Annotated in this window: 25 protein-coding genes and 1 pseudogene; 13 read left to right on the forward strand and 13 right to left on the reverse strand. The window is 62.7% G+C overall.

What is annotated here, in order from left to right:
- Positions 1-100: 100 nt before the first annotated feature.
- Together ACP15H_RS19375 and ACP15H_RS19380 are read right to left on the reverse strand one after the other, a co-directional pair.
- The gene (locus ACP15H_RS19375; RefSeq protein WP_425067786.1) at positions 101-271 is read right to left on the reverse strand and encodes a hypothetical protein; all 171 of its coding nucleotides are present in this window, start codon (positions 269-271) and stop codon (positions 101-103) included.
- Entirely contained in the window at positions 268-588 is a 321-nt protein-coding gene (locus ACP15H_RS19380; protein ID WP_425067787.1) for a tripartite tricarboxylate transporter substrate-binding protein, read from the reverse strand. The genes ACP15H_RS19375 and ACP15H_RS19380 overlap by 4 nt, the downstream gene beginning before the upstream one ends.
- Here ACP15H_RS19380 and ACP15H_RS19385 point away from each other — a divergent pair.
- The 6 genes and pseudogenes from ACP15H_RS19385 to ACP15H_RS19410 form a co-directional block, all read left to right on the forward strand.
- Positions 542-975, forward strand: a pseudogene (locus ACP15H_RS19385) (transposase); the annotation flags it as partial. The gene ACP15H_RS19380 and the pseudogene ACP15H_RS19385 sit on opposite strands and share 47 nt — an antisense overlap.
- Positions 976-1,135: 160 nt before the next feature.
- Positions 1,136-1,555 (forward strand): cyclic nucleotide-binding/CBS domain-containing protein, encoded by a 420-nt coding sequence (locus ACP15H_RS19390; RefSeq protein WP_425067788.1) that lies wholly within the window; start codon positions 1,136-1,138, stop codon positions 1,553-1,555.
- A 194-nt stretch (positions 1,556-1,749) separates the two neighbouring features.
- On the forward strand, positions 1,750-1,971 hold the full coding sequence (locus tag ACP15H_RS19395) for a hypothetical protein (protein WP_425069933.1): 222 nt from the start codon (positions 1,750-1,752) through the stop codon (positions 1,969-1,971).
- A gap of 820 nt (positions 1,972-2,791) precedes the next feature.
- The gene (locus ACP15H_RS19400; RefSeq protein WP_425067789.1) at positions 2,792-4,423 is read left to right on the forward strand and encodes an ABC transporter substrate-binding protein; all 1,632 of its coding nucleotides are present in this window, start codon (positions 2,792-2,794) and stop codon (positions 4,421-4,423) included.
- Between the two features lie 272 nt (positions 4,424-4,695).
- Positions 4,696-4,854, forward strand: a complete 159-nt coding sequence (locus ACP15H_RS19405; RefSeq protein ID WP_425067790.1) for a hypothetical protein — start codon at positions 4,696-4,698, stop codon at positions 4,852-4,854.
- Positions 4,855-4,954: 100 nt separating this feature from the next.
- On the forward strand, positions 4,955-5,410 hold the full coding sequence (locus ACP15H_RS19410; RefSeq protein ID WP_425067791.1) for a transposase: 456 nt from the start codon (positions 4,955-4,957) through the stop codon (positions 5,408-5,410).
- A 91-nt stretch (positions 5,411-5,501) separates the two neighbouring features.
- On the opposite strand, the gene ACP15H_RS19415 is transcribed toward ACP15H_RS19410, so the two are convergent.
- From ACP15H_RS19415 to ACP15H_RS19440, 6 genes are all read right to left on the reverse strand, one after another.
- The gene (locus tag ACP15H_RS19415; protein ID WP_425067792.1) at positions 5,502-6,821 is read right to left on the reverse strand and encodes an LLM class flavin-dependent oxidoreductase; all 1,320 of its coding nucleotides are present in this window, start codon (positions 6,819-6,821) and stop codon (positions 5,502-5,504) included.
- An 11-nt stretch (positions 6,822-6,832) separates the two neighbouring features.
- Entirely contained in the window at positions 6,833-7,912 is a 1,080-nt protein-coding gene (locus ACP15H_RS19420; RefSeq protein ID WP_425067793.1) for a mandelate racemase/muconate lactonizing enzyme family protein, read from the reverse strand.
- Entirely contained in the window at positions 7,909-8,799 is an 891-nt protein-coding gene (locus tag ACP15H_RS19425) for a TauD/TfdA dioxygenase family protein (protein WP_425067794.1), read from the reverse strand. Before ACP15H_RS19425 ends, ACP15H_RS19420 begins: the two co-directional genes overlap by 4 nt.
- A 107-nt stretch (positions 8,800-8,906) precedes the next feature.
- Complete coding sequence (locus ACP15H_RS19430) at positions 8,907-9,965, reverse strand: ABC transporter ATP-binding protein (RefSeq protein ID WP_425067795.1); 1,059 nt, start codon at positions 9,963-9,965, stop codon at positions 8,907-8,909.
- A gap of 1 nt (position 9,966) precedes the next feature.
- Positions 9,967-11,694 carry an ABC transporter permease gene (locus tag ACP15H_RS19435; protein WP_425067796.1) on the reverse strand — a complete coding sequence of 576 codons (1,728 nt, stop codon included), beginning with the start codon at positions 11,692-11,694 and terminating at the stop codon, positions 9,967-9,969.
- A gap of 19 nt (positions 11,695-11,713) precedes the next feature.
- On the reverse strand, positions 11,714-12,733 hold the full coding sequence (locus ACP15H_RS19440) for an ABC transporter substrate-binding protein (protein ID WP_425067797.1): 1,020 nt from the start codon (positions 12,731-12,733) through the stop codon (positions 11,714-11,716).
- 163 nt (positions 12,734-12,896) lie between these two features.
- Here ACP15H_RS19440 and gcvA point away from each other — a divergent pair, with 163 nt between their 5' ends.
- A complete protein-coding gene (gene gcvA / locus ACP15H_RS19445; protein WP_425067798.1) occupies positions 12,897-13,805 on the forward strand; it encodes a transcriptional regulator GcvA in 909 nt (302 codons plus the stop codon).
- A gap of 25 nt (positions 13,806-13,830) precedes the next feature.
- Here gcvA and ACP15H_RS19450 read toward each other — a convergent pair whose 3' ends face one another.
- Positions 13,831-14,025, reverse strand: coding sequence for a hypothetical protein (locus ACP15H_RS19450; RefSeq protein ID WP_425067799.1), 195 nt, complete (start codon positions 14,023-14,025; stop codon positions 13,831-13,833).
- 146 nt (positions 14,026-14,171) lie between these two features.
- On the opposite strand from ACP15H_RS19450, the gene ACP15H_RS19455 reads away from it, so the two are divergent.
- The 3 genes from ACP15H_RS19455 (at position 14,172) to ACP15H_RS19465 (ending at position 15,685) form a co-directional block, all read left to right on the forward strand.
- Positions 14,172-14,468, forward strand: coding sequence for a hypothetical protein (locus ACP15H_RS19455; RefSeq protein WP_425067800.1), 297 nt, complete (start codon positions 14,172-14,174; stop codon positions 14,466-14,468).
- Positions 14,465-15,193, forward strand: coding sequence for an integrase core domain-containing protein (locus tag ACP15H_RS19460; protein WP_425067801.1), 729 nt, complete (start codon positions 14,465-14,467; stop codon positions 15,191-15,193). The genes ACP15H_RS19455 and ACP15H_RS19460 overlap by 4 nt, the downstream gene beginning before the upstream one ends.
- A 363-nt stretch (positions 15,194-15,556) precedes the next feature.
- Positions 15,557-15,685, forward strand: a complete 129-nt coding sequence (locus ACP15H_RS19465; RefSeq protein ID WP_425067802.1) for a hypothetical protein — start codon at positions 15,557-15,559, stop codon at positions 15,683-15,685.
- Here ACP15H_RS19465 and ACP15H_RS19470 read toward each other — a convergent pair.
- From ACP15H_RS19470 to ACP15H_RS19480, 3 genes are all read right to left on the reverse strand, one after another.
- Positions 15,673-16,653, reverse strand: coding sequence for a Bug family tripartite tricarboxylate transporter substrate binding protein (locus ACP15H_RS19470; RefSeq protein WP_425067803.1), 981 nt, complete (start codon positions 16,651-16,653; stop codon positions 15,673-15,675). The two genes, ACP15H_RS19465 and ACP15H_RS19470, sit on opposite strands and share 13 nt — an antisense overlap.
- A 3-nt stretch (positions 16,654-16,656) precedes the next feature.
- Positions 16,657-17,637, reverse strand: a complete 981-nt coding sequence (locus tag ACP15H_RS19475; RefSeq protein ID WP_425067804.1) for a Bug family tripartite tricarboxylate transporter substrate binding protein — start codon at positions 17,635-17,637, stop codon at positions 16,657-16,659.
- Between the two features lie 64 nt (positions 17,638-17,701).
- Positions 17,702-18,760, reverse strand: a complete 1,059-nt coding sequence (locus ACP15H_RS19480; protein WP_425067805.1) for a TauD/TfdA family dioxygenase — start codon at positions 18,758-18,760, stop codon at positions 17,702-17,704.
- Between the two features lie 98 nt (positions 18,761-18,858).
- On the opposite strand from ACP15H_RS19480, the gene ACP15H_RS19485 reads away from it, so the two are divergent.
- Both ACP15H_RS19485 and ACP15H_RS19490 read left to right on the forward strand, forming a co-directional pair.
- Entirely contained in the window at positions 18,859-19,527 is a 669-nt protein-coding gene (locus ACP15H_RS19485; RefSeq protein ID WP_425067806.1) for a GntR family transcriptional regulator, read from the forward strand.
- A gap of 243 nt (positions 19,528-19,770) precedes the next feature.
- Positions 19,771-21,273, forward strand: a complete 1,503-nt coding sequence (locus ACP15H_RS19490; protein ID WP_425067807.1) for an amidohydrolase family protein — start codon at positions 19,771-19,773, stop codon at positions 21,271-21,273.
- A gap of 38 nt (positions 21,274-21,311) precedes the next feature.
- Here the strand turns inward: ACP15H_RS19490 and ACP15H_RS19495 are convergent, their stop codons facing one another.
- Complete coding sequence (locus ACP15H_RS19495; protein ID WP_425067808.1) at positions 21,312-22,142, reverse strand: helix-turn-helix domain-containing protein; 831 nt, start codon at positions 22,140-22,142, stop codon at positions 21,312-21,314.
- A 147-nt stretch (positions 22,143-22,289) separates the two neighbouring features.
- Here ACP15H_RS19495 and ACP15H_RS19500 point away from each other — a divergent pair, with 147 nt between their 5' ends.
- Entirely contained in the window at positions 22,290-23,120 is an 831-nt protein-coding gene (locus tag ACP15H_RS19500; RefSeq protein WP_425067809.1) for a TauD/TfdA dioxygenase family protein, read from the forward strand.
- Positions 23,121-23,179 lie beyond the last annotated feature (59 nt).

Below are 23,179 nucleotides of genomic sequence, written 5' to 3' on the forward strand. Positions count from 1 at the left end.
TCCCTGTCCAGCTTACTTTCGCAATAGCACATCGACTGAAATGTGAGCCTGCGCTTTGACCTGGATCAATATCGGGACCAGAGATGCGGAGCCCTTCTCGCTATTCCGGCTTGATGCCGGCGGCCTGAAGCACCGGTACCCAGATTTGCTCCTGCAACTTGAGCCAGTCGGCCAGCTGCTCCGGCGTGCCGCCCATCGCGACCAAGCCGCGCTTTGCGAGATCTTCCTTCTGCTGCGGCGTCGCCACGGCCGCGTTCAGCGCCTGATTCAACCGGGCGACTGGCGCCGGTGGCGTGCCGGCGGGAGCCAGCAGCGTGTAGACGATCGTGCCGTCGACATCGCCCGCCCTAGCTCCTTGAAGGTCGGAATGCTAGGCACGACCGAGGAGTGCTCGAGAGAGGCCATTGCATAGGGTTTGAGCTTCCCGGCCGCGATCTGCGGCGCGACGCTGGTGATGCTCGACATGCCGAGCTTGATGTGGCCGCCCAGCAGGTCGGTCACCAAAGGGCCGGTGCCGCGGAACGGCACGTGCGTCAACGCCCTGGCCCATGCCGGCCGCAGCGGCCGGCGCGTCGTCTCGGCATTCATCGCCACCGCCTTCGCCCAGGACGATGCCAAGGCCGCCAAGCAACAGTGGCGCCGCGTCGCCGACCGCTCAGACCCAAGGTCCCCAAGCTCGCAGCTCTCAAGGACGAGGCTGAGCCCGACGTGCTGGCCTACATGAGCTTCCCGCCTCAGCACCGGGCCAAGCTGCACTCCACCAACCCGTTGGAACGCCTCAATGGCGAGATCAAGCGCCGCACCGAGGTTGTCGGCATCTTCCCCAACGAAGCTGCCATTACCCGTCTCGTCGGCGCCATCCTGCTCGAGCAGAGCGATGAGTGGGCCGTCCAGCGCGCCCGTTACATCACTCTGGAAAGCATCGCTCCCGTCGGCGATGATCCCATCGTCAGCCTGCCCGTCGTGGCCGCCTGATCGATCCGGCGCTCGCTCAGGATCGTCGTACTGACCAACCGTCAGCTACACCACGCCTCGGGGCACGATCTTGACCTTGGTCAAACGCATGACGCCGCTGTCATGCCACCGTCACACATACGTAAACGTGTCCGGCTCCCCGCCGGCGTCAGGAGGTCAGATGCGAAAGCTTGGCGACATCGTTCTGGACCAGCGGCCGCTCACGATGGTCGAGACGGCGACCGTCAAGGAAGCCAGCCAGCAGATGCGAGAGACTGGGGCAGGATCGGTCTTGGTGACCAAGGAAGATGGCCGGCTGGCGGGCATCTTCACCGGGCGCGATGCGGTGTGCCGCGTTCTGGCCGAGGGTCTCGAGGCGGCGACGACCCCGCTGCGCACCGTCATGACGGCCAATCCCATCACCATGTCGCCCGACCGCACCGCCATCGGCGCGCTGCGGCTGATGTGGGACGGCGGCTTCCGGCACGTGCCGCTGGTGAAGGACGGAAAGATCCTGGGCGTCGTGTCGCGCGGCGACTTCAAGGGGGTCGAATATGGCCGCCACGAAGAAGAGCGCGATCTCTGGGAACACATGCGCTGACGCGCTAGCTGTGCGTACTCAACACTCCAAAAAGCCGAGAAAGCATAGAGTTTTTGGCGCCGCAGTCATACCGTCATCGGCATGCTCATCCTCTTGTCCGCCCTCGGTTCCCTAGCGGCGGCGGTCACGTCCCCTAGGATACCGCGCCGCGATCACCGTGGCAGAACGCCTATGTCGAACGCATCACCGGCTCGATCCGTCGCGAATTTCTCGATCACGTCGTCACCCTCGATGAGCGTCACCTGCGCCGTGTGCTGTCGGCATACTTTGAGTATCACCACCGAACCCGCACGCATGTCTCGCTCGGCAAGGATTGCCCCGAGCCTCGTCCTGTACAGCCGCCCTCTGCCGGGATCGTTGTCGCCTTTCCACAGGTCGGCGGCCTGCACCATCGCTACGAGCGGCGCGCAGCCTGAACCGTTTGCGGTGACCGAACCTGCACCGCCGTCGCCGTCGGGGCGTGTCGCCGGCTGCTATTGCGTCGCTCGCAGGCAGGCGCGCTCAGAACCCACGCACGGAGTTCGGGTCGCAACAGAGCGGCGCGCGCTCCGATCACTGTCAACGGCAGGCATGGCCTTCATCGGAATACCGATTCCATGGGCGGACGGAATTTTGAGCAAGGACAGGCGGTCAAGAGCGTACGCCTGCGGATGCTTTCAGCGGCCTGACGCCTACTTTATCAGCGTTCTGCGGACGCTGGTGGAAGGCTGCGGACGTCAATATGGCGGAGGGAAAGGACCTGGGAACAGACTCTCTCGGCGTCGTAGAGCGTAGACCTGCGAACATGTTCGGGGCGGTCTTGCCAGCGTCTCCCTTTCACGTCGTGACGCCTCAAAAAGGCGTTTGACCGGTTCGTCAGCAACAGGTTGCTGCTGGCCTATTTCACTCCGGAGGTCCTGGAGAGGCAGGTCACGGACCGCGAGCCGACGGCGCTCTCGCATCCTTCGCCAAACTCCTCGCTTATTCAACCTTCCCTAGGAGGTGAGCCAGATGGCCATCGCGGATGGCTCCAGCACCGTGCAGCACGTCCAAACCTGAACGGCCCGCGTCGAAAGGCTAAGGCGTTCCCGGCTGGTAGCAATTGCATGGCGGTAACGGCAGGAAATCAGCCTCCAAATAATTTGGCCAGGGCCAACGCAATATTGTTGGCCCAGCATTGCGCCTGTGCTTCGATAATACAAGCTGCATGCGTCGACAGGCAGATCAAGATAAAAACAGACAATCAAGGAAACGCACATGGAACGAACACTCGCTTCGACCAAGTCAGTTCCCGCTTGCGCGCGCAGTTTCGCGACGTCGTTGTCGCGCCATTGCCTGGTCGGCGCGATGGCGCTGCTGATCGCCGCGCCCGCGATAGCGCAGTCCGACAAGACGCTACGCGTTGTCATGCACTCGGATCTCAAGATCCTCGACCCGGTGTGGACCACGGCTTACATCGTGCGCAATCACGGCTACATGATCTACGACACGCTGTTCGCGCTCGACGGCAAGCTGCAGCCGCAGCCGCAGATGGTCGACAGCTGGACAGTGAGCGACGACAAGCTCGTCTGGATCTTCAAGCTGCGCGACGGACTCAAGTGGCAGGACGGCAAGCCGGTGACCACCGCCGACGTGCTGCAATCGATCAAGCGCTGGACCGACAAGGACACGCTGGGCGGCTTGCTCGCCAAGTCAACGAACGAGATGAAGGCGATCGACGACCGGACTTTCCAGATCGTGCTCAAGGAGCCGTTCGGGCTGATGCTGAAGGCGCTCGCCAAGCCGGCCTCGGTGCCGCTGTTCATCATGCCCCAACGGGTCGCCGAGACGCCGCTCAGCCAGCAGATATCCGACACCACGGGCTCCGGACCGTTCATCTTTAAGAAGGACGAATGGAAGCCCGGCGAGAGGGCCGTCTATGTCCGCAATCCCGACTACAAGCCGCGCGCCGAGCCGCCCTCCGGCCTGGCCGGCGGCAAGGTCGCCAAGCTCGATCGCGTCGAATGGGTGTCGATCCCCGACACGCAGACGGCCATCAACGCTCTGGAACAGGACGAGATCGACATGATCGAGGCACCTGCGCACGACCTGTTGCCGGTGCTGGAAAAGAACAAGAATGTCGAGGTCATCATCCCCGACTCGCTCGGCAGCACCTACATCTTTCGCTTCAACTGGAAGCAGCCGCCGTTCAACGACGTCCGCTATCGTCGAGCCGCCGCGCTCACGCTCAATCAAGAGGATTTCCTGCGGGCCGTCATCGGCGACCCGCGCTACTACAAGAAGTGCAAGGCTATGTTTAGCTGCGGCGGACCGCTGGAGACCTCGGTCGGCATGGACGGGATGTTCGAGTCGCGCTTCGAGGAGTCGAAGAAGCTGCTGAAGGAATTAGGCTACGACGGCACGCCGGTCGTGCTGCTGCAGTCGACCGACCTCGCCGTGCTCACCAACCTGGCGCCGGTGGCCAAGAACCTGCTCGAACGCGGCGGCTTCACGGTCGACATGCAGTCCATGGACTGGCAGACGCTGGTCGGCCGGCGCGCCAAGAAGATCCCGATTGCGGAAGGCGGCTGGAACATCGCCATGACCGCGACCACGGCCGTGCTGCTGCTCGATCCGGTCAACAACCACTATGCGGAGGCCAGCGGCGATCGCGCCCAGTTCGGCTGGCCGCTCGATCCGGAGATCGAGCAACTTCGCGCCGCTTTCGTTCGTGAAAGCGACCCCAAGAAACAGATGGAAATCGCCGAGAAGGTGCAGATGCGCATCATCAGCGAGGGTGTCACGATCCCGCTCGGACAGTTCCAGCAGCCGATGGCGCGGCGCAAGAACGTGACGGGCAACATGGAGGCGCCAGTGACCGTCTTCTGGAACATCGAGAAGAAGAAGTAGCGGGGCGCTACGCTCTATTGGGCGGCCGGGCGCAGACGGCGGCAAGCTGGCGCAACACCAGGCGGCGTGTCCGGCGTCAGCACCTGTGAGACACGTGTGGATGCCCCCGTCGATGCAAGAGGTTTCTTAACGGCGCCGGCGATGATCGGGTGGGGTCATTTGTCAGGCCTCGAAGTGCGGCTTGTTGCATGCCGCGGGCCTGTGCCTGCTCAAAAGTCGAAACCACCGAGCAAGTGTAGCGTTTCTTGTGCCACGGCCATACCGTCATCGGCATGATCACGCTCCTGTCCGCCCTCGGTTTCCTGCTCTCGTTCCGGGTGCGCAGCCGCGCCGCGTTGGAACTCGAACTCGTCGCCCTGCGACATCAGGTGACCGTCCTGCGCCGGCAACGTCCCGGCTGGCACCATCGCTACGAGCGCCTCGCAGCCTGATCTGATTACGGTGACCGAACCTGCAAGGCCGCCGCGATGACGGCCGCCGTCGCCGTCGGCCATTTGATCGCTCGGATGCAGGCGCGCTCAGAACAAACGTGTGGAGTCCTCACCGCGAGCGAGCGGCGGGCTCTTCTATCACCAAACATCATCAACCGAGGCCATCATCGGCAAACCGATTCCATGGCCGAATCGCTTTTTGAGCAAGGACACCTATGCCGATAGTGAAGCCATGAACCTCCATCTCGAGGAGATCGGCCGCGCGGTGGCTCCCGGAGCCCATGCCATCCTCGTGCTCGACGGCGCCGGATGGCACACCAGCCACGCTCTGGATCCGCCAGACAACGTCACGCTTCTCTGCCTGCCGCCCTACTCACCCGAACTCAATCCGATAGAGAACGTCTGGGAGTACCTGCGCAAGAACAACCTCGCGCTACGCATCCACGACACCTACGACGCTATCGTCGATGCCTGCTGCAAAGCTTGGACAGACCTGCTCGCCACCCCCAAAAGGATCGCATCCATCACAAGCCGGCGATGGGCTCAACTGTCATGAGTTCTGTCGGTTGGTATTATCGAGCGGTTGGGCCATCGCTCCACCATCACACGGGGCATGCAAAATTCACAATAATGCACAATTCGCCGGATCAGAACGCGGTGGCCGGGCGGGCGAGGCCGAAATGCTCACGTAGGGTGCGGCCGGTATAGGCGGTGCGGAACAGGCCGCGTCGCTGCAGCAGCGGGATCACCTCGGCGACGAAGACATCGAGCATCGACGGCAGCAGGGGCGGCATGAGGTTGAAGCCGTCGGCCGCGCCGTCGGTGAACCAGTCCTCGATCAAGTCGGCGATCTGTTCGGGCGTGCCCGCCGTCGTGAAATGGCCGCGTGCGCCTGCCAGGTAGGCGAGCAACTGGCGCAGCGTGAATTTCTCCCGCTTCACCAGGCCAACGATCACCTCGGTGCGGCTGCGCGCCGCCTGCACCGTGCCGGGATCGGGGAAATCCTCCGGCGCCAACGGCTTGTCGAGCGGCAGGTGCGAGAAGTCGTGTCCGCCGAAGCGACCGCTCAGACGCTTGCGGCCGACCTCCGGGTCGGTGAGATCGTTCATGCCCCGCGCCATGCGCAGGGCCTCGGCCTCGGTCGATGCGATCACCGGGCTGAGGCCGGGAAGGACCAGCGCCTGGTCGGGTGCGCGGCCTTCCGCCACCACCAGCGCCTTGAGGTCGGCGTAGAAAGCCTGCGCCGTCTTCTTTTCCATCTGGGCGGTGAACACCGCCTCGGCGTGGCGCGCGGCGAAGCGACGGCCAGTTTCCGATGAGCCCGCCTGCACGAACACCGGCCGACCCTGCGGACCGCGCGGCATGTTGAGCGGTCCGGCCACGCGATAGTACTTGCCCTCGTGATTTATCGGCTTGATGCGATCGGCCCGCGCATACTGGCCGCTGGCGCGATCGTCGAGCACTGCATCGTCGGCCCAGCTGTCCCACAGCGCCTTCGCTACCTGCACGAATTCCTCGCCACGCTCGTAGCGCTCGTCGTGGCTCACTAGGCTGGTGCCGCCGAAGTTGCGTGCCGCGGGGGCCAGCCACGAGGTTACGATGTTCCAGCCGACCCGACCGCCGGTGATGTGGTCGAGTGACGCGAACTGGCGGGCGAGGTTGAACGGCTCGGTGTAGGTGGTCGACGCCGTGGCGATCAGGCCGATGCGCTCGGTCGTCATGGCCAGCGCGCCTAGGGCGGTGATCGGCTCCAGCCAGTTGCTGGCAGCATGTCCCACCGTATCCATAAGGGCCAGCGTGTCGGCGAGGAAGATCGAATCGAACAGGCCGGCTTCCGCCCGCTGCGCGACGTCGCGGTAGTAGGCGATGTCGCTCAAGGCGTAGGGCGATGCGTCGGGATGACGCCACGAAGCCTCGTGATGGCCGCGGCTCTGGACGAACAGGTTGATATGCAGTTCGCGCTTCATGGGATTTCCGTTCATCGGTAGAGCGCGGTCCCGGTGGCGGCCTTGCGCAGGTAAGGTTCGTCGATTTCCGGCCACCAGCCGGCCGGCAACTGAATGGCGCCGCGCGAGAAGGGTAGCGGGTTCTTGAAAACGGGAGCGGTGAGCTTCAGGAAGCCGTTGTTCTCGCCGGCGTTGCGAATTGTAGTGCGCGCGACCGTAGCCTCCATCCAGCAGGAGATGTCGGTTGCCGTGCCGTCGCCGAGAACAGGCGTCAGGCCCAGCTCGGCAATGCGCTTTAGCGCCGCTTCCAGGTGCACGAGACTTCCAAGCTTCTTCAGCTTCACCTTCACGAAGCCGACGCCCGCGACCTTGGCGGCGCGCTCGATCTCCGGAATGCCGTAGATCGATTCGTCTAGCATCACAGGTACGGTCGAGACGGCGGCCACGGCGGCATTGGCCGCCCAGTCGGCCTTGTCGCAGGGCTGTTCGAACAGTTCGATGCCCGTTGGATCGAGTGCGGTGGCAAAACGCTTTCCCTGCTCGACCGAGAAGGCCTGGTTGGCGTCGAGGCGGATCGTTGCCTTGCCGTTCAGGGCGTGCTGGATGGCGGCGACGCGTACCAGGTCGGCCTCGACGTCGAAGCCGACCTTTACTTTCAGCGTCCCGAATCCCTCGTTGATTAAGGCTTCGACCTCTGCGCCGACCTTGTCCCGGTCCATCGCGTTGATGGGCACGAGGAGCGGTACGACGGCGGGAGCTTTGATCTCAAGCAACGGGCTGCGCTCGATCATCTCGAGAGCGGTGATCAGGATCGAGGCTGCGTGCGAGTTGGCATGGATCTCGGGCTCGAGCAGCGCGTGCGCCTCCTTGAGGTCGTGGCCAACGAGGCGTTCACCCCAGGACTGGAGGAAGGCCCAGCCGGTCTGCGGCGTCTCGTCGACGGCATAGCCTTTAGTGATTGTCGCTTCACCCCAGCCGATGCGGCCGTCGCCGGTACGGATCGACGCGATCAGCGGATCGAAGGCCGTGAAGGTCCACTTCGACACCTTGTACGGGACGGTGAGCGGTACCTCGGTGCGGTAGATCTCGACGGCCTCGATCCGGGTGCTCATCCGGCGAGCACCGGTTCGCCGACGATCTGGGTGCGGTGCATGAGGCGGCGCGCCGTGTCGTCGAAGGAATCGCGGCGATGCATGACATTGCGATTGTCCCACATCATGAGATCGCCCATGCGCCAGCGCTGATACCAGGCGAACTGCGGCTGGCTGGCATGGGCCCACAGCGCGTTCAGCAGGGTCTCGCTCTCCTCGACGGGCAGGCCCTGGATATAGGCGCCGACGCGACGGCCGAGGAACAGAGCGCTGCGGCCGGTCACGGGATGCTTGCGCACCAGCGGATGGTGGGCGCCGGGAGTCTCGCGCGGGTCGGTCGTCTCCTTGGCGCCGCGGCGCAGCTCCCCGGCCGAGTTGCGGCTCGAATCGTGCGTGCAGGTCTTGCCCTGGATGGCCTTCTTGAGATCGGCGGGAAGGCTCTCGTAGGCCAGCTCCATGTTGCAGAAGCCGGTGTCGCCGCCCGAAGGCGGGCACTCGAGGGCGTAGAGGAGGCTCGCGCGCGGCGGCAGCGGATTGTACGACATGTCGGTGTGCCACACCGATTCGTAGGCGCCGAGGCCGCCGATCGGCTTGCCCTCGACTTTCACGTTCGAGATCACGGCGATCCACTCGACAGCATTCGCGGCGACGCCATTCACCTTCTGGCCGGCGGTGCCGACCGGCGTGCGGTCGAGTTCGCCCCAGTTGCGGCTGAAGCGCATCAGATCGTCATCACTAAGCTTCTGGCCGGAGAAACGCAGCACCAGGTGCTTGGCCCAGGCATCAGCCAGAACCTCGTACGTCGCGCGGTCGATGTCGCGCAAGAGGTCGACGCCGTGCACGTCTGCACCCAGCGCGCCGCCGGTCGGTTGAATCCAAGGAGTGGTTGTCTGGCTATCGAGCGGCATGTGGCCCTCCGTCAGGAAAGGGATGAACAACATTACCTTCTGACTCAAATTACCAAAGTCACAACATCATTAATCTTGAGTCTGACCAATTTCAAATTGGTCAGGCGCTATTCAACCATGGCCACGATGCTAGGATCCACAGCGCAATAGACTGTGTCGCCGACCTCGAACATGTCGCGCGGCGTGGTCGTGACCCTGAGCTGAAGCTGGCCGCCATCGACCGCCACGGCATAGTCCCAAACATCGCCCAGATAGGCGCGCTCGGCGATCCGACCCTTGAAGGCGAAGGCGCCGGGCGGCACCTCGCGGCCAAGACTCACGTCGTGCGGCCGGATCGAGAGCTGGAAGTTCTGGCCGGGTGGCGTCGAGCCGAAGGCGGCCAAAGGCCAGGCGCCGCCGGTGAAGACGACGTTGCCGTTCTCGCGTTTTGCGTCAATCAGGTTGGTCTTGCCGATGAAGCTCGCGACGAAGCGGGTCTTGGGATTGCCGTAGAGATCGACCGGCGTGGAGGCTTGCTCGATCCGTCCCTGGTTCATCACCACGATGCGGTCGGACGTGACCATGGCCTCGGACTGGTCGTGAGTCACATAGACGGACGTGATCTTGAATTCGTTGTGCAGGCGGCGGATCTCGAAACGCATCTCCTCGCGCAAGCTGGCATCGAGGTTGGACAGCGGCTCGTCGAGCAGCAGCACCTGCGGCTCGACCACAATGGCGCGTGCCAGCGCCACGCGTTGCTGCTGGCCGCCCGAGAGTTCCGACGGATAGCGGCCGGCCAGCGTCCCTAGGTGCACCACTTCGAGAATGCGTTTGACGCGGGCTTCGATCTCGGCGCGCGGCAGCTTGCGGACGCCGAGACCAAAGCCGACGTTCTCTGCCACTGTCATGTTCGGCCAGATCGCGTAGGACTGGAAAATCATCGACATCTGCCGCTTCTCGGGTGGCACGACGCTGGCGGGATTCGAAAGCGCCCGGCCGTTCATCTCGATCGTCCCGGCGCTGGGCGGGATGAAGCCCGCGATCATGCGCAACGTCGTCGTCTTGCCGCAGCCCGAAGGGCCCAGCAGCGACACGAATTCGCCGTCGGCGAGATCGAGGCTCACATCATCGACGGCCTTGAAGGCGCCGAAGGTCCGCGACAGGTTTTTCAGCGATAGCTTGATCATATCAGGACCGTTTCAGCATGAAGTCGCGCCCGACGACGCGGAAGCCGATCGCCACAAAGGCCATGGTAGCGACGACCAGGACCAGGCCGAGCGCGGAGAGATGCTCGAAGCGACCCTCCTCGCTCAGATCGTAGATCATGATCGACATTGTCCGGGTGGCGCCGACGTAGAGGAAGATCGCAGTCGACAGTTCGCGCGTGGCGCCTATGAAGACGATCAGCCAGGCGCCCGCGAGGCTGCGTTTGAGAAGCGGGGCGATGACGCGGCGAATGGCGGTCATGCGCGAGCCGCCCAGGATGCGAACGGCCTCCTCCATCTCGGGATGGAGGCTGCGCATGCCCGACGCGGCATTGATGTAGGCCACCGGCATGAAGCGTGTCGTGAAGGACAGCACCATGATTAGTCCGGTGCCGTAGAGTGCCAGCGGCGGCGGGGCGTAGGCGGCATAGAAGCCGATGGCCAGCACGATGCCGGGGATGACGAACGGCGTCACCGCGAGGAAGCCCAGCACGCTCGAGAAGGGGACGAGCTTGCGGTTGACGATATAGGCGATCAGCAGCGTGAGCGTGACCGCCAGCGTCGCTGTCCAGAAGCTGAACATCGCGCTGTTGATGACCGTCTGACCCGCCGTCGAATGCTCGAACAGGATGTAGCGGAAATTGTTCAAAGTGAGATTGTCGAACGAGAAGCCTTGGCCCCACGCCTTGGAAAGTGCTGCCTGTACGATGATTATCAGCGGCAGGATCACGGCGAGGAAGATGACCCCGAAGCCATAGGCGAAGACCGCCCAGCGCCAGGGGCCGAGCTTCATCATCCGCCGTTCACCACCCTTGCCGGTCTGGGTGACATAGCCGCGCCGGCGGATCACCCAATACTGAAGAAGAAAGAGGATTACGGTGATTAGCAGCAGCGGCATCGAATAGGCAGCCGCCACCTCGACACGCACGGGGTTGCTGAAGAATTCGAAAAGCGTCGTCGTCACTACCGAGATGCGGGCGGGCGTCCCCAGCAAGGCGGGCGCGCCGAACAGCGACACGGCTTCGAGGAACACGATGATTCCTGCGCCGATGATGGTCGGCAATACGATCGGAATGGTGATGCGGCGGGCGACATGCCAGATGCTGGCGCCGAGGATCGCGCCAGCGTCCTCCATCTCCGAGGAGACCAGTTCGAGCGCGGCGTTCACGAAGACGAACACTAGGGGGAAGCTGTAGAGCGCCACGACAAAGACGAGGCCGGAGAAGGTGTAGATGTCGAAGAGAGCCACATCCATGCCGCTCAGGCTGCGGAAGATGCGGTTCAGCCAGCCGGCGTTGGGGCCAGCCAGCAGGATCCAGCCGATCGCGCCCATGAAGGGTGGCATGACATAGGCGCCGATCACGCCCAGCCAGACGAAGCGCTTCCCCGGCATGTCGGTACGCGCGAGGCCCCAGGAGATCGGCACGGCGAAGCAGAGGCTGAGCACGCAGGCGCAGACGCCGAGCCAGAGGCTGTTGGTAAAAGACTGGATGTACCGCGCGCGGCCGAACGCCTTCGCGTAATTCTCGAAAGTGAAGTTTCCGTCGCTGTCGTGCAGGCTGACGGACACGATCTGCCATAGCGGATAGACCACCAGGAAGATCATCACCGCGGCCAGGCCGAACCAGAGCAGCCGGCCGGGCTCGAGGGGGGCAAGGTTGGCGAGCCGGCCCCGCGGAGCGGGGGCCGGCTTCAGGGTAATATCGCTCATCGTGTGTTCGGTTCCACTCTCAGCCGCCGAACGTGTCGCGCCACCTTTCGATCGCTTCCGGCACGCCTTTGACCAGCTCGTCCACCTTCGGGCGGTAGTACTTCACCGCGCGGAACTCGGTGCGGCCGGCGGGAATGACGCCGTCGGGACGAAGCGACTCGCCGCCGCGGTCGATGCCGATTTGGTTCGATTCCTTGCCGATGCGGAACTCCATCCAGAGACGCGCGGCATTCGGGTGCGGCGCGTTGGCGAGGATGCCTGCCACGCCAAACATCAGGAGAGAGCCGTCCGTCGGATAAACGATCTCCAGCGGCGCACCCTTGGCCTTGAGCTGCTCGACGATGGCCGCCGGGCCGCCGGCGACCTGGCGTTCGCCGGAATTGAGATGGGTGGTTGGGTCGATGCTTGAGCGGCCAATCAGCGGATTGTTGGCCTTGAACTTGTCGAGATACTCCCAGCCGTAGAGTTGCTTCATGTAGACGACCCAGACGCCCAGGAAGCCGCTGTAGGCCGGGCTGCCGGTCGAGACCTTGCCCTTCCACTTCGGATCTAGGAGATCCTTCCAGCTCTTCGGAGCGTCATCGGCCTTCACCAGCTTGGTGTTGTACATCAGCGTCATCATGCTCGAGCCGATGATGTGGAAGTATCCTTCGGGATCAAGGTCGCGGAAGTCGGGATAGAGATCCTTCGACGCTTCCGGAGTGTACTTGGCGACGAGCTTGCGCTTCTTCAGGTCGACATAGTGGCCGACGTCGGTCGTCTCAAAGACGTCGCAATTGCGCACGCCGTTTTTGATGTCCTGCTGCAGACGCTGGTAGATGACCTGCGCGGTCGCGCGGACGACATTCACCTTGATCGCCGGATAGCGTTGCATGAAGAGGCGCGCCGTGAGCTCGGCATCCTCCGCGCTGGGATAGCTCACGTACCAGGTGATTTCCTTTTCGGCGGCGGCCTTGGCTTCGAGTTCCTTCATGTCGGCCTTCGCCGTCGAAAGGGCGAAACTGAGAAATACCATTGCCAATGCGAATGTGCGGCCCATTAAGCTTCCTCCTTCTGTTTACGTCTTGCTTCTTCCAGTGCAGCCGGTGCTTTCGGCTTGTCTCATTTGGTCACAAGCGCGATGGTGGTCCAAGAACATTGCTTTAGCCCTGCCCAACCTCATTGAAGCCTGATTTTTATTCGATCCTGCCATGCAGTTGCGATTGCCACCGCTGAAGGCGCTACGTGCCTTCGAGGCCGCTGCACGAACCTGCAGCTTCACTCGCGCAGCGGAAGAGCTGAACGTGACGCAGACGGCGGTCAGTCATCAGGTGAAGGTTCTCGAAGACTGGATCGGCTTCCGACTCTTTCGTCGTCTCAACAATGCGCTGGTCCTCACAGAGAAAGGCGAACTCTATCTGCCGACGGTGCGCGAGGCGTTCGATCGTCTGCGTGAAAGCACGGAGCGGCTGAAGGGCATTGACGCAGACACCGTGCTGACGATCAGCGCGCTGCCGAATTTTGCGCTTCGATGGCTGATGCCGCGATTGCCCAGATTCCAGGCACGCTATCCGGCTATGCGGATCAAGTTGCTGACCGCTCCGCGAGCTCTCGAAGCACTGTATGACGAAATCGACGTCGCGATCCGTCTCGACGGCGAGGCTGCGCACCTGCAGTTCGAGCCACTGTTCCGCGCCAGTATGTTTCCCGTCATGCATCCCGCGCTGCGCGACGAGGAGGGATTGCGCATGCCCGCCGACTTGCGGCGATTCAAGCTGCTTCACGTGTTGAATTCACTCAGCGACTGGCGGATCTGGCTCACCGCTGCGGGCGTGAAGCGCGCCGATGTCGAGGACGGGCCGAAGTTCGATTCCTATGCGTTGGCGGCCGAGGCGGCGTGCCACCGCTGGGGCGTCGCGATGGCGTGGGGGCCGTTCGTCGAGGAAGACCTGTTGCGCGGCCGGCTGATCGCGCCCTTCGACCTCAAGATTCCGCGCGAGCGTGCCTGGTGCCTCGTCTATCCGAAGAACGTTCGCAAGCAGAAGGTCGAGTTGTTCCGCGACTGGATCCACGAGGAATCCCGCGCCGTGCCCGATGGCGTGGGCGGCGCCACGCCCTTCAACCTCGACTGATCTCTCTCCGTTACTGTGCTTCCCGTCACTGCGCGGCCGGCGCATATACCGACGCGAGTTGGCGGGAGACCAGGCGTGCATAGAGGCCGCCGCGCGCGACCAACTCGCCGTGCGTGCCGGATTCGGTAACGCGGCCCTCGTCGAGTAGCACGATCAGGTCGGTATCGCGCACGGTCGAGAGGCGGTGGGCGATCACGATGGTCGTGCGATCGGTGTCCATACCGAATACTCCATCCACTGGCGCAAGGGGCGGGATCGAGTAGGCTGATACTCTACGATTGCGCTTCGGAGCCTTGTCCTTGCTCAAAACTCCGAAAAGCTAAGCAAGCATAGAGTTTCCGGCGCCGCAGTCATACCGTCGTCAGCATGCTCACGCTTCTGTCCGCCCTTGGTTCCCAGCTCTCGTTCCGGGTGCGCAGCCGTGCCGCGCTGGAACTCAAGCTCGTCGCCCTGCGGTATCAGTTGACCGTCCTGCACCGGCAGCGCCCCGGCCCGCCTCGGCTTTTCTCCGCCGACCGGTTGCTGTGGGCGTGGCTTTACCGGCTCTGGCCGCAGGTCCTCGACGCCATGGTGCTGGTCAAACCGGCAACCGTCGTCCAATGGCAAAAGGCTTCCGCCTCTACTGGCGGCGGCGGTCACGCCACCTGGGACGGCCCCGTATGAACCGCGAGATCCGTGAACTGATCCGCCAGATGAGCCGGGCAAACCCGCTTTGGGGCGCTCCCCGCATCCATGGCGAGTTGCTCAAGCTCGGCATCGAGGTCAGCCAGGCCACGGTTGGCAGATACCTGCCGTGGCGGCCCACGGTCCCCTCCCCGACCTGGCGATCGTTTCTGCACAATCACATGCATGACACCGCCGCCATCGACATGTTCGTTGTCGTCACGGCGACGTTTCAGCTGCTCTACGCCCTGGTCGTCCTCGGCCACGAGCGAAGAAAAGTCATCCACTTCGATGTCACCCCGAATCCCACACAGGCCTGGCTGGCCCGCCAGATCACCGAGGCCTTCCCCTGGGACACCGCGCCTCGCTTTCTGCTGCGAGACCGAGACGCGTCATATGGGCAGACCTTCCGCGATCGTGTTCAGGCGATGGCTATCGAGCAGGTCGTCACCGCGCCGCGATCGCCGTGGCAGAATGCCTATGTCGAGCGCATCATTGCCTCGATCCGCCGCGAATGTCTCGATCACGTCATCGTCTCCGATGAGCATCACCTGCGCCGTGTGCTGTCGGCATACTTTGAGTATCACCACCGAAGCCGCCCGCATCTCTCGCTCGGCAAGGATTGCCCCGAGCCTCGGCCTGTACAGCCGCCCTCTGCCGGCATCGTTGTCGCCTTTCCACAGGTCGGCGGCCTGCATCATCGCTACGAGCGTCGCGCAGCCTGAACTGATTACGGTGACCGAACCTGCACCGCCGTCGCGGTCGGGGCGTGTCGCCGGCTGCTATTGCGTCGCTCGCAGGCAGGCGCGCTCAGAACCCACGCACGGAGTTCGGGTCGCAACAGAGCGGCGCGCGCTCCGATCACTGTCAACGGCAGGCATGGCCTTCATCGGAATACCGATTCCATGGGCGGACGGAATTTCGAGCAAGGACAGCCAACCGTCAGATAGCCGCGACGTTCCACAGCGGATCACGAGCCTCAAGACAGTCTACGGTCGCAGTGGACCTTACCGGTCGAGCTTTGACGCGCGGTAGGCGCTCGGTAGCAGCTGGACTGGCGCATGGCCCTACCTCTAGCGTGAAGGCCCATGCTGAAGGTCTTCAATATCTCCGAAGTCTTGTTGCGTCTCATTGCGCTGAGAACCTTCAGTTTCGCGGCTCCGGCGTTTGGTGCGGATCACCCCGCCGCTGCCATCTTTGGTACTCAGTCCACCTGAGCACCTGCCAAAGCAACTAACGCACGCCATTTGACGATTTCAGCCTCGATGAAGGCCTTCGTCGAGGCCGGCGTAGAGGCGTCGCTGGCCTCCATGTTGAGCGCCTTCAGTCTCTCCCCGAGCGTCGGATCGGAGAGCGCCTTGTTCACGGCTGCATTAAGCCTGTTGACGATCTCCTTGGGAGTGCCGGCAGGCGCTGCCACCACATTCCAAGTCCCGCCGACGAAGTCCGGCAAGCCGGCTTCGGACATCGTCGGGATTTCCGGTATCACGGTGCTGCGCTTGTCGGCCATCAGCCCAAGCGGCACGAGCTGGCCCGCCCTGATCTGTTCCATCACCGGCCCCAGGGTTCCGAACATGAAAGCATGCCGCCCGGCCAGCAGGTCCTGCAATGCCGGGCCAGTGCCGCGATAGGGTACATGCAGCACGTCCACTCCAGTCCGTGTCTTGAAAAGTTCCCCGGCGAGATGGTTGGTCGTGCCATTACCTGACGACGAATAGCTCCACTTCCCGGGCTCGGCCTTGAGCTTGCTGATGAGACCCTGCAACGTGCGCGGCATGCTGGGCGGTACCAACAGCGCCATCGGCGCCAAGCCTACCAGGGCGACCGCCTCGAAGTCCTTCACCGGGTCGTATGGCAGGTTTTTGTATAGGGAGACGTTGATACCGTGTGTCGCCGCGGTACCAAAGAGCAAGGTGTAGCCGTCGGGCTTCGCCTTGGCGACGAGATCGGTGCCGACATTGCCACCGGCACCGCCCTTATTGTCGATTATTATTTGTTGCCCGAGATCGGCCGCCATCCCGACGGCGACTACGCGGGCGATGAGGTCGGTCGGTCCCCCCGGCGGGAAGGGCACCACCAGCCGCACCGGTTTCTCGGGATATTTATCCGGCGTCTCAGCTATCGCGCCCGCGCATGACAATACCAAGGCGGCGCCGGCAATCAGCGCCCACTTAAGGTTCAGCATGTGTCAGTCCACCTTCGCGCCAGCCAACTTCACGACCTCACGCCATTTGAGGATTTCCGCTTCGACGAATGCCCGCGTTGTCACCGGCGTGGAATCGACTACGGCCTCGATGCCGAGCTGCCGCAGGCGCTCGGCCACCGTGGGGTCCTTGAGCGCCTTGTTAACCGCAACATTGAGCCGCTCGACGATCTCTTTGGGCGTGCCGGCTGGAGCCGCTACGACGTTCCAGGTGCCACCCACGAAATCGGCAAGGCCAGCCTCGGCTGTGGTCGGCACGTCCGGCCGCACTTGGCTTCGCTTGTCGGCCATGATCGCCACGGCGTAGAGCTTGCCCGCCTTGATCTGTTCAAGTGACGTGCCGAAGGAGTCGAACATGAAGGCGACTCGGCCGGCCATGAGGTCTTGCAACGCCGGCCCGGACCCACGATACGGTACGTGCACGACATCGACGAGCGCGCGCGTCTTGAAGAGTTCGCCGGCGAGGTGATTGGTTGTGCCATTGCCCGAGGAGGCGTAGCTCCATTTGCCTGGTTCGGCTTTGAGCTTAGCGATCAACTCCTTCAGCGTGTGCGGCTGGTCGGGAGGCACCAGCAGCACCATTGGCACGAGGCCGGTGAGCGCGACCAACTCGAAGTCCTTTAGCGGGTCGTACGGCAGGGTCTTGTAGAGCGAGATATTGATGCCGTGGGTCGCCGCCGTGCCGAACAGCAGTGTGTAGCCATCAGGCTTAGACCTGGCAACCAGCTCGGTGCCAACATTACCGCCAGCCCCTCCCTTGTTCTCGATCAAGATCTGCTGCCCGAGCTGTTCGGTCAGGCCGAGCGAAAGCACACGGGCGAAGACGTCGGTTGGGCCGCCCGGCGGGAACGGCACCACGAGCCGCACCGGCTTGTCGGGATACTTGTCCGCCGGCTGAGCCATCGCTCCCGCGCAAGCCAACAGCAGAGCGGCGCCGGCGACCAGCGCCCGCCTCGTTGCGCGCATCGTTCCCTCCATTCTTCTTTTGCTCTTTTTCAGTCTTGCATTTTTTCCAGGCAACGCCCTTGCATCAGTGCGTCGTCACCTCGGCCATGGCGACGAAGTGGTAGGACGGCGGACGCGGATTGGAGCGCCACTTGTCCATGTCCTCGTAGCGGTCGCGCAGTGCGGCGGGATAGTCAACGAAGGCGGACGTTCGCAGCCAAAGCCGCAGCAAATGGCGCTTCTTCGATTCCTCGGCGTGGTCCTCGTAGGCGGTCCGCGAATGCAGGACGCAGTAGTTGTTCACGAACTGCATGTCGCCGCGCTCGAGCTTAATGTCGAGACGGAACGCCGGGTCTCTGCAAAGCGTCGCAACCGCATCGAGCGCCTCGATCTGCAACTGCGTCAGCCGGGGTACCTCGTCGAAGCGCTGCGCCGAGTCGATGAAAGTGCGGTTGAAGCGATTGAACATCCGGCCCTTGTGCCAGATGAAGATCGGCGTCACGTAGTATGGCTTCTGGTCCGCCGACTCCTCGCCGCGGCGATCGGCGTAGAAGGGCTGGCCCAGAATCTTAACAAGATCGGGCCGCGAGCGGACGAGCGCGTTGTAGACCGCCACGGAGCTGGCGACGGTGGACAGCCCGCCGCTCTTGGCGGTCTCCAGGCAGCACAGCCCGACGATGTCGCAGGAATCGTTGTGGAACGGCAGTAGGTTCGCGGTCTGATAGCCGCGGGCGTGCATGTCCTTGTACTGGTCGCGGCCCATGTCACGGACATGGCCGAGCACGTCGCCCTGGGCGTTCTGTGCCACGGCGCGGCCCAAATGGGCGCCAATACCCCAGTAGATCAGGCCCATCTCCTCAACCGTGTAGCGGTCGCGCGGCAGGCCGCGGATCAGGGTGACGCCGAGGCCGTTCTCGATTTCAGTCTGCAGCAGCCGAAGCGTGCGCGCGAAGCGCTTGAGCGGGAAGTCCCCCTTCCCGATGTCGGGGATCTGCCGGCCGGTCGACTGCAGGTGGCGCAACGCGGCGTCGATCTCGGCGATCTCCTCGGCGCCCAGCCTGTAGACCCAGTCCTCACTGTCCTGGATGTCCCGGCCGAGCCATGCTGCGCGAGTGACGAATTCCTCAAGTTCCAGTTCCCTCATCGCTTGCTCCCATGCTAGAATGTCGACATTATGAATTAGTAACATTCCAGTGGACAGGGGCTGGAAGCAAGGCAGCAATGCCGTTAGAGCATCGGTCAATGGCCAGCCTGTCCCCCGCCCTCTACGAGATTTATGCCACCCTGCCCGCCCAGATCGCGGTACGGATCGGAAATGCCATCGTCGAGGAAGAGTTCGAGCCGGGGCAGAAGCTGCGCGAGGTCGACCTCGCCGCAGCCTTCGGCGTCAGCCGCGCCTCGGTGCGCGAAGCGTTGCGCATGGTCGAGCGCGAAGGGTTGGTCACCATCCTTCCGCAGCGCGGCGCCCAGGTCACGTCCCTCACGGCGCAGGAAGTGCAGGACGTCTTCGAGATTCGCGCCAACCTTATGGGGCTCGCCCACCATCGGCTGGCCGCCGCGGCGTCAACCGAGGTGCGCAAGCACCTCTCGGGACTACTCAAAGACCTGCAATCGGCCCGTGACGATGGCGAGGCCTACGCCCGCGCCAGCCTGGCGATCAGCTCGTATTGCGTGCACAATGCCGGCAGCGCCCGGCTGGCCAACCTCATCCTTTCCTTCGGCCGCCAGACCGCGCGCTACACCAGACTGAGCCTGTCGACACCGGAGCGCCGCCGCCAGTCGCTGGCCAACTGGCGCAAGCTGGTTACCGCCACGATCAATTGCGATGCGGCTGCCGCCGAACGTGTTGCTCGGCAGCTCGTCCTCGACACGCGCGATGCGGCCTTCAAAATGCTGAACACCAATCGATAGACGGCTTTGCAGTGGCCATCGATACCGTGTCCCGGCCCAAAACTACATCCGGCAACATTGGCAATGAAGGCTACCGAGAAACGACAGCGCGGCAAGCTGGACCGGCCGATGCTCACGCGAATCCGCCACGCAGGCTGATCATGGCTTCCTTTTCTTTTACCGAGAAAGGCAGCCGGACCATCCCGTTGCAATCGGCCGACTTTGCGCTGCATAGTTACAAGCCGCGACAGGGAGGACAGTCCAATGGGACAATCAACGAAGTCCGAGAAGATCCACGCGTCCCTCAAGCATCCGGTGATCGACGGCGACGGACACGTCATCGAATACCGGCCGCTGTTCGAGGATTACCTCCTTGAAGTCGCGGGGCGTGAACTCACTGACCGCTGGCGCAAGCAAAACCTCGATGCCCGTGGCGGCTACAATCAAGGGTCCCAGGCCGGCGGTTGGTATTCGCAAAGCGAGCAAGATCGGGTCGATCGCCGCACCGTGCGGCCTCCATTCTGGGCAACTCCAACCCGCAACACGCGCGATCTCGCCACCGCAATGATGCCAAAGCTGCTGGCAGAACGCATGGACGAGATCGGCATCGACTACTCGATCATCTACCCGACGATGGGGCTCTTCATGCCTCGCGATCCCAACAGCGAACTGCGCCAGGCAACCTGTCGTGCGCTGAACCGCATGCTCGCCGATCTGTTTCGGCCCCATGCGCGACGCATGACGCCGGCAGCGGCAATTCCCATGCACACGCCCGCGGAGGCTGTTGAGGAACTCGACTATTGCGTCAAAACACTTGGCTACAAGGTGGCGATGATCGCTGGCCACGTCCGCCGGCCGGTCCCCAAAGTCGCCCGCGAAGCGCCTGCCGTGGCTGGACTTGCGCAATGGGTCGACAATCTGGCGCTCGACAGCCTCCACGACTACGACCCCTTCTGGCAGCGATGTGTCGATCTCAAGATTTCGCCAACAGTTCACACAGGCAGCATGGGTTGGGGCAGCCGGACTTCGATCAGCAACTATAATTTCAACCACATCGGCCATTTTGCTGCAGCCAACGAAGTCTCTGCCAAGGCTCTCTTCTTCGGTGGCGTCACGCGGCGTTTCCCCACGCTCAAGTTTGGCCTTCTTGAAGGTGGTGTCGGCTGGGCGAGCAGTCTCTACGCTGATCTTGTCGGCCATTGGGAGAAGCGGAATCGCAAGGCGCTTGAGCGGCTTGATCCGGCCAACCTCGACCTGAAGCTCTTCCTTGAGCTTGCCGACAAATACGGCGACGAGCGGTTCCGCTCGAAGGTGCAGGTCAATGGCGACGATCGCGCCTGGATCGAACGTTCGACGGAAGATCGTGGCAAGATCGATGAATGGTCGCGTTGCCAGATCGAGCGCAAGGAAGACATCCGGACTCTGTTCGCCGACCCGTTTTATTTCGGGTGCGAGGCTGATGATTCGAGCGTGCCTGGCGCATTCAATCACCGCCTCAATCCGATGGGCACCAAACTGAAGGCGATCTTCAGCTCCGACATCGGCCACTGGGACGTCGAGGATATCGGGGAGGTCCTAGAGGAAGCCTACGAACTCGTCGAGCACAAGCATATCGACGAAAGCGATTTTCGTGCCTTCACGTTTACAAACATCGCGGAATTGCACGGCAGTTTGAACCGCGACTTCTTCAAAGGTACGGCGGTCGAGGATGCGGTTACCGCTTTGCAACGCCCCGACTTTGCGTCGAAGGCCCAAGCCGCGGAATAGAGGGCTGCCTCACCATCCCTGCCAAGCGGGTGCGCGTGTCATACGGACGGAAGTCTCATTACACGAGAGTCCACTCCCTCGGCCAAATCGGCATCATCGTGTGCTGCCATTGCGAGAGCGATCGAACGAGCAGTAGCGTTGAGCGGTTCCAGGAAGCGCGCGGCTGCCTGTTCCGGCGTAAATGCTGCACGCGCGAAGCGCATTGAAAGGCTGCCGAACACATTTCGCGATCGCTTAATCGGAACGGCAAGGCCTAGAACGCGACCAGCTCGTGGGCCAATCGTGATCGCATAGCCGCGGCGCTGAATGACCGCAAGAGCCGCCTCGACGCCGCGCACGCCCTCAACGACGATGGAGCCCGAAGCCGGCGCGGCGAGCAGTCGACGTATCACTTGCTTGCGCTCTTCGGCCGGACAGAACGCCATATACGCCTGTCCCAGCGCGCTGACGAGCAATGGGAAAGTACGGTTGTACCCGGCTTGCTCGAATGACAGGTGACTCTCCGCTGCCGTGCTGTGCAATACGACAACGGCGTCGTTGCGCACCTTGCCAAGTACGAGCGGCCAGTCGTGCTCGCGCGTGAACGCGCTCATAGGCGCCATGGCGCAGTCGACCATCCGGTCGATGAAACGTATGCCACTGGCCAGCGAAAGTACGCGCTCGGTTATACGATACCCTGCACGAGGTCCGATGCGCGCAACATAGCCGGCCGCCATCAAGGTGTGCAGCAGGCGCACAAGCGTAGGATTCGGCAGGCCGGTGACGGCTTGCAGATCACTGAGTCGGGAGATCGGCCGAAAATTGAGGGCCGCAAGTACGGCGAGGGCGCGCAGCACAGGTTCGACAGGCGGCGTGGGACGACTCGCCATTGGCATTCCACTCTGGTCAGGCTCTTCCGTAATACGGATTTTAGTAAAATTCACGGCGGGACGCCAATCTTGCCAGAATACTATGTGTGGAGAAATCCACTCGACGAGCGAACAACGCCGCGAGCTTTACCCATAGGAGGAACGGCCATGACCTATCAGACAATCGAAGTGCGTAAGCTGACCCCGGTGATTGGTGCCGAAATCTATGGCGTCGACCTGTCCAAGCCGCTGGGCAACCAGCAGTTCCAGGAAATTCATGATGCGTGGATGGAGAATCTGGTCATCTTTTTTCGTGACCAGCAGCTAACGGTGGATCAGCATCTCGATTTCGGTCGCCGCTTCGGCAAATTGCATCTTCATCCAGCCGCACACCAACCCGAGAAGAATCCTGAGATTCTCATCATCAAGGCTGACGAGAAGTCCAAGCACGTTGCCGGGGAGGAATGGCATTCGGACGTTTCATGCGATGCCGAGCCGCCGATGGGCTCGTTGCTTCATCTGACCGAAGTACCGCCCGACGGCGGTGGCGACACGATGTTCGCCAATATGTATCGCGCCTATGAAACGCTCTCCGAACCGATCCGCAAGATGATTTCCGGCATGAAGGCGGTACACGACGGCAAGCATGTCTATGAGCGGCCGGGCTATCGTGAAGGCGCGATGTATCCACGTTCCGAGCATCCCATGGTGCGGACCCATCCGGTTACCGGCCGCCAAGCCCTGTTCGTCAATCGGGGCTTCACGACTCGCATCGTCGGTCTGTCGCGCAATGAAAGCGCCGCCATCCTCGAGATGCTGTATCGCCACATCGAAATGCCCGAGCTATGCGTGCGCTTCAAGTGGCAGCCCAATTCGATGGCTTGTTGGGACAATCGCTGTGCCCAGCATCATGCTTTGTTCGATTACTTCCCCCATCGTCGCTACGGACATCGCGTCACGGTGGCAGGTGATAAACCGTTCTACCGCGCAGCGGCCTAACTACGATCCAATCGTAAAGGACTTCTAGATTAATCTATAGCCGGCGCCCACCTTTGCCG

This window comes from Reyranella sp. (assembly GCF_965249915.1).
Lineage (GTDB): Bacteria > Pseudomonadota > Alphaproteobacteria > Reyranellales > Reyranellaceae > Reyranella.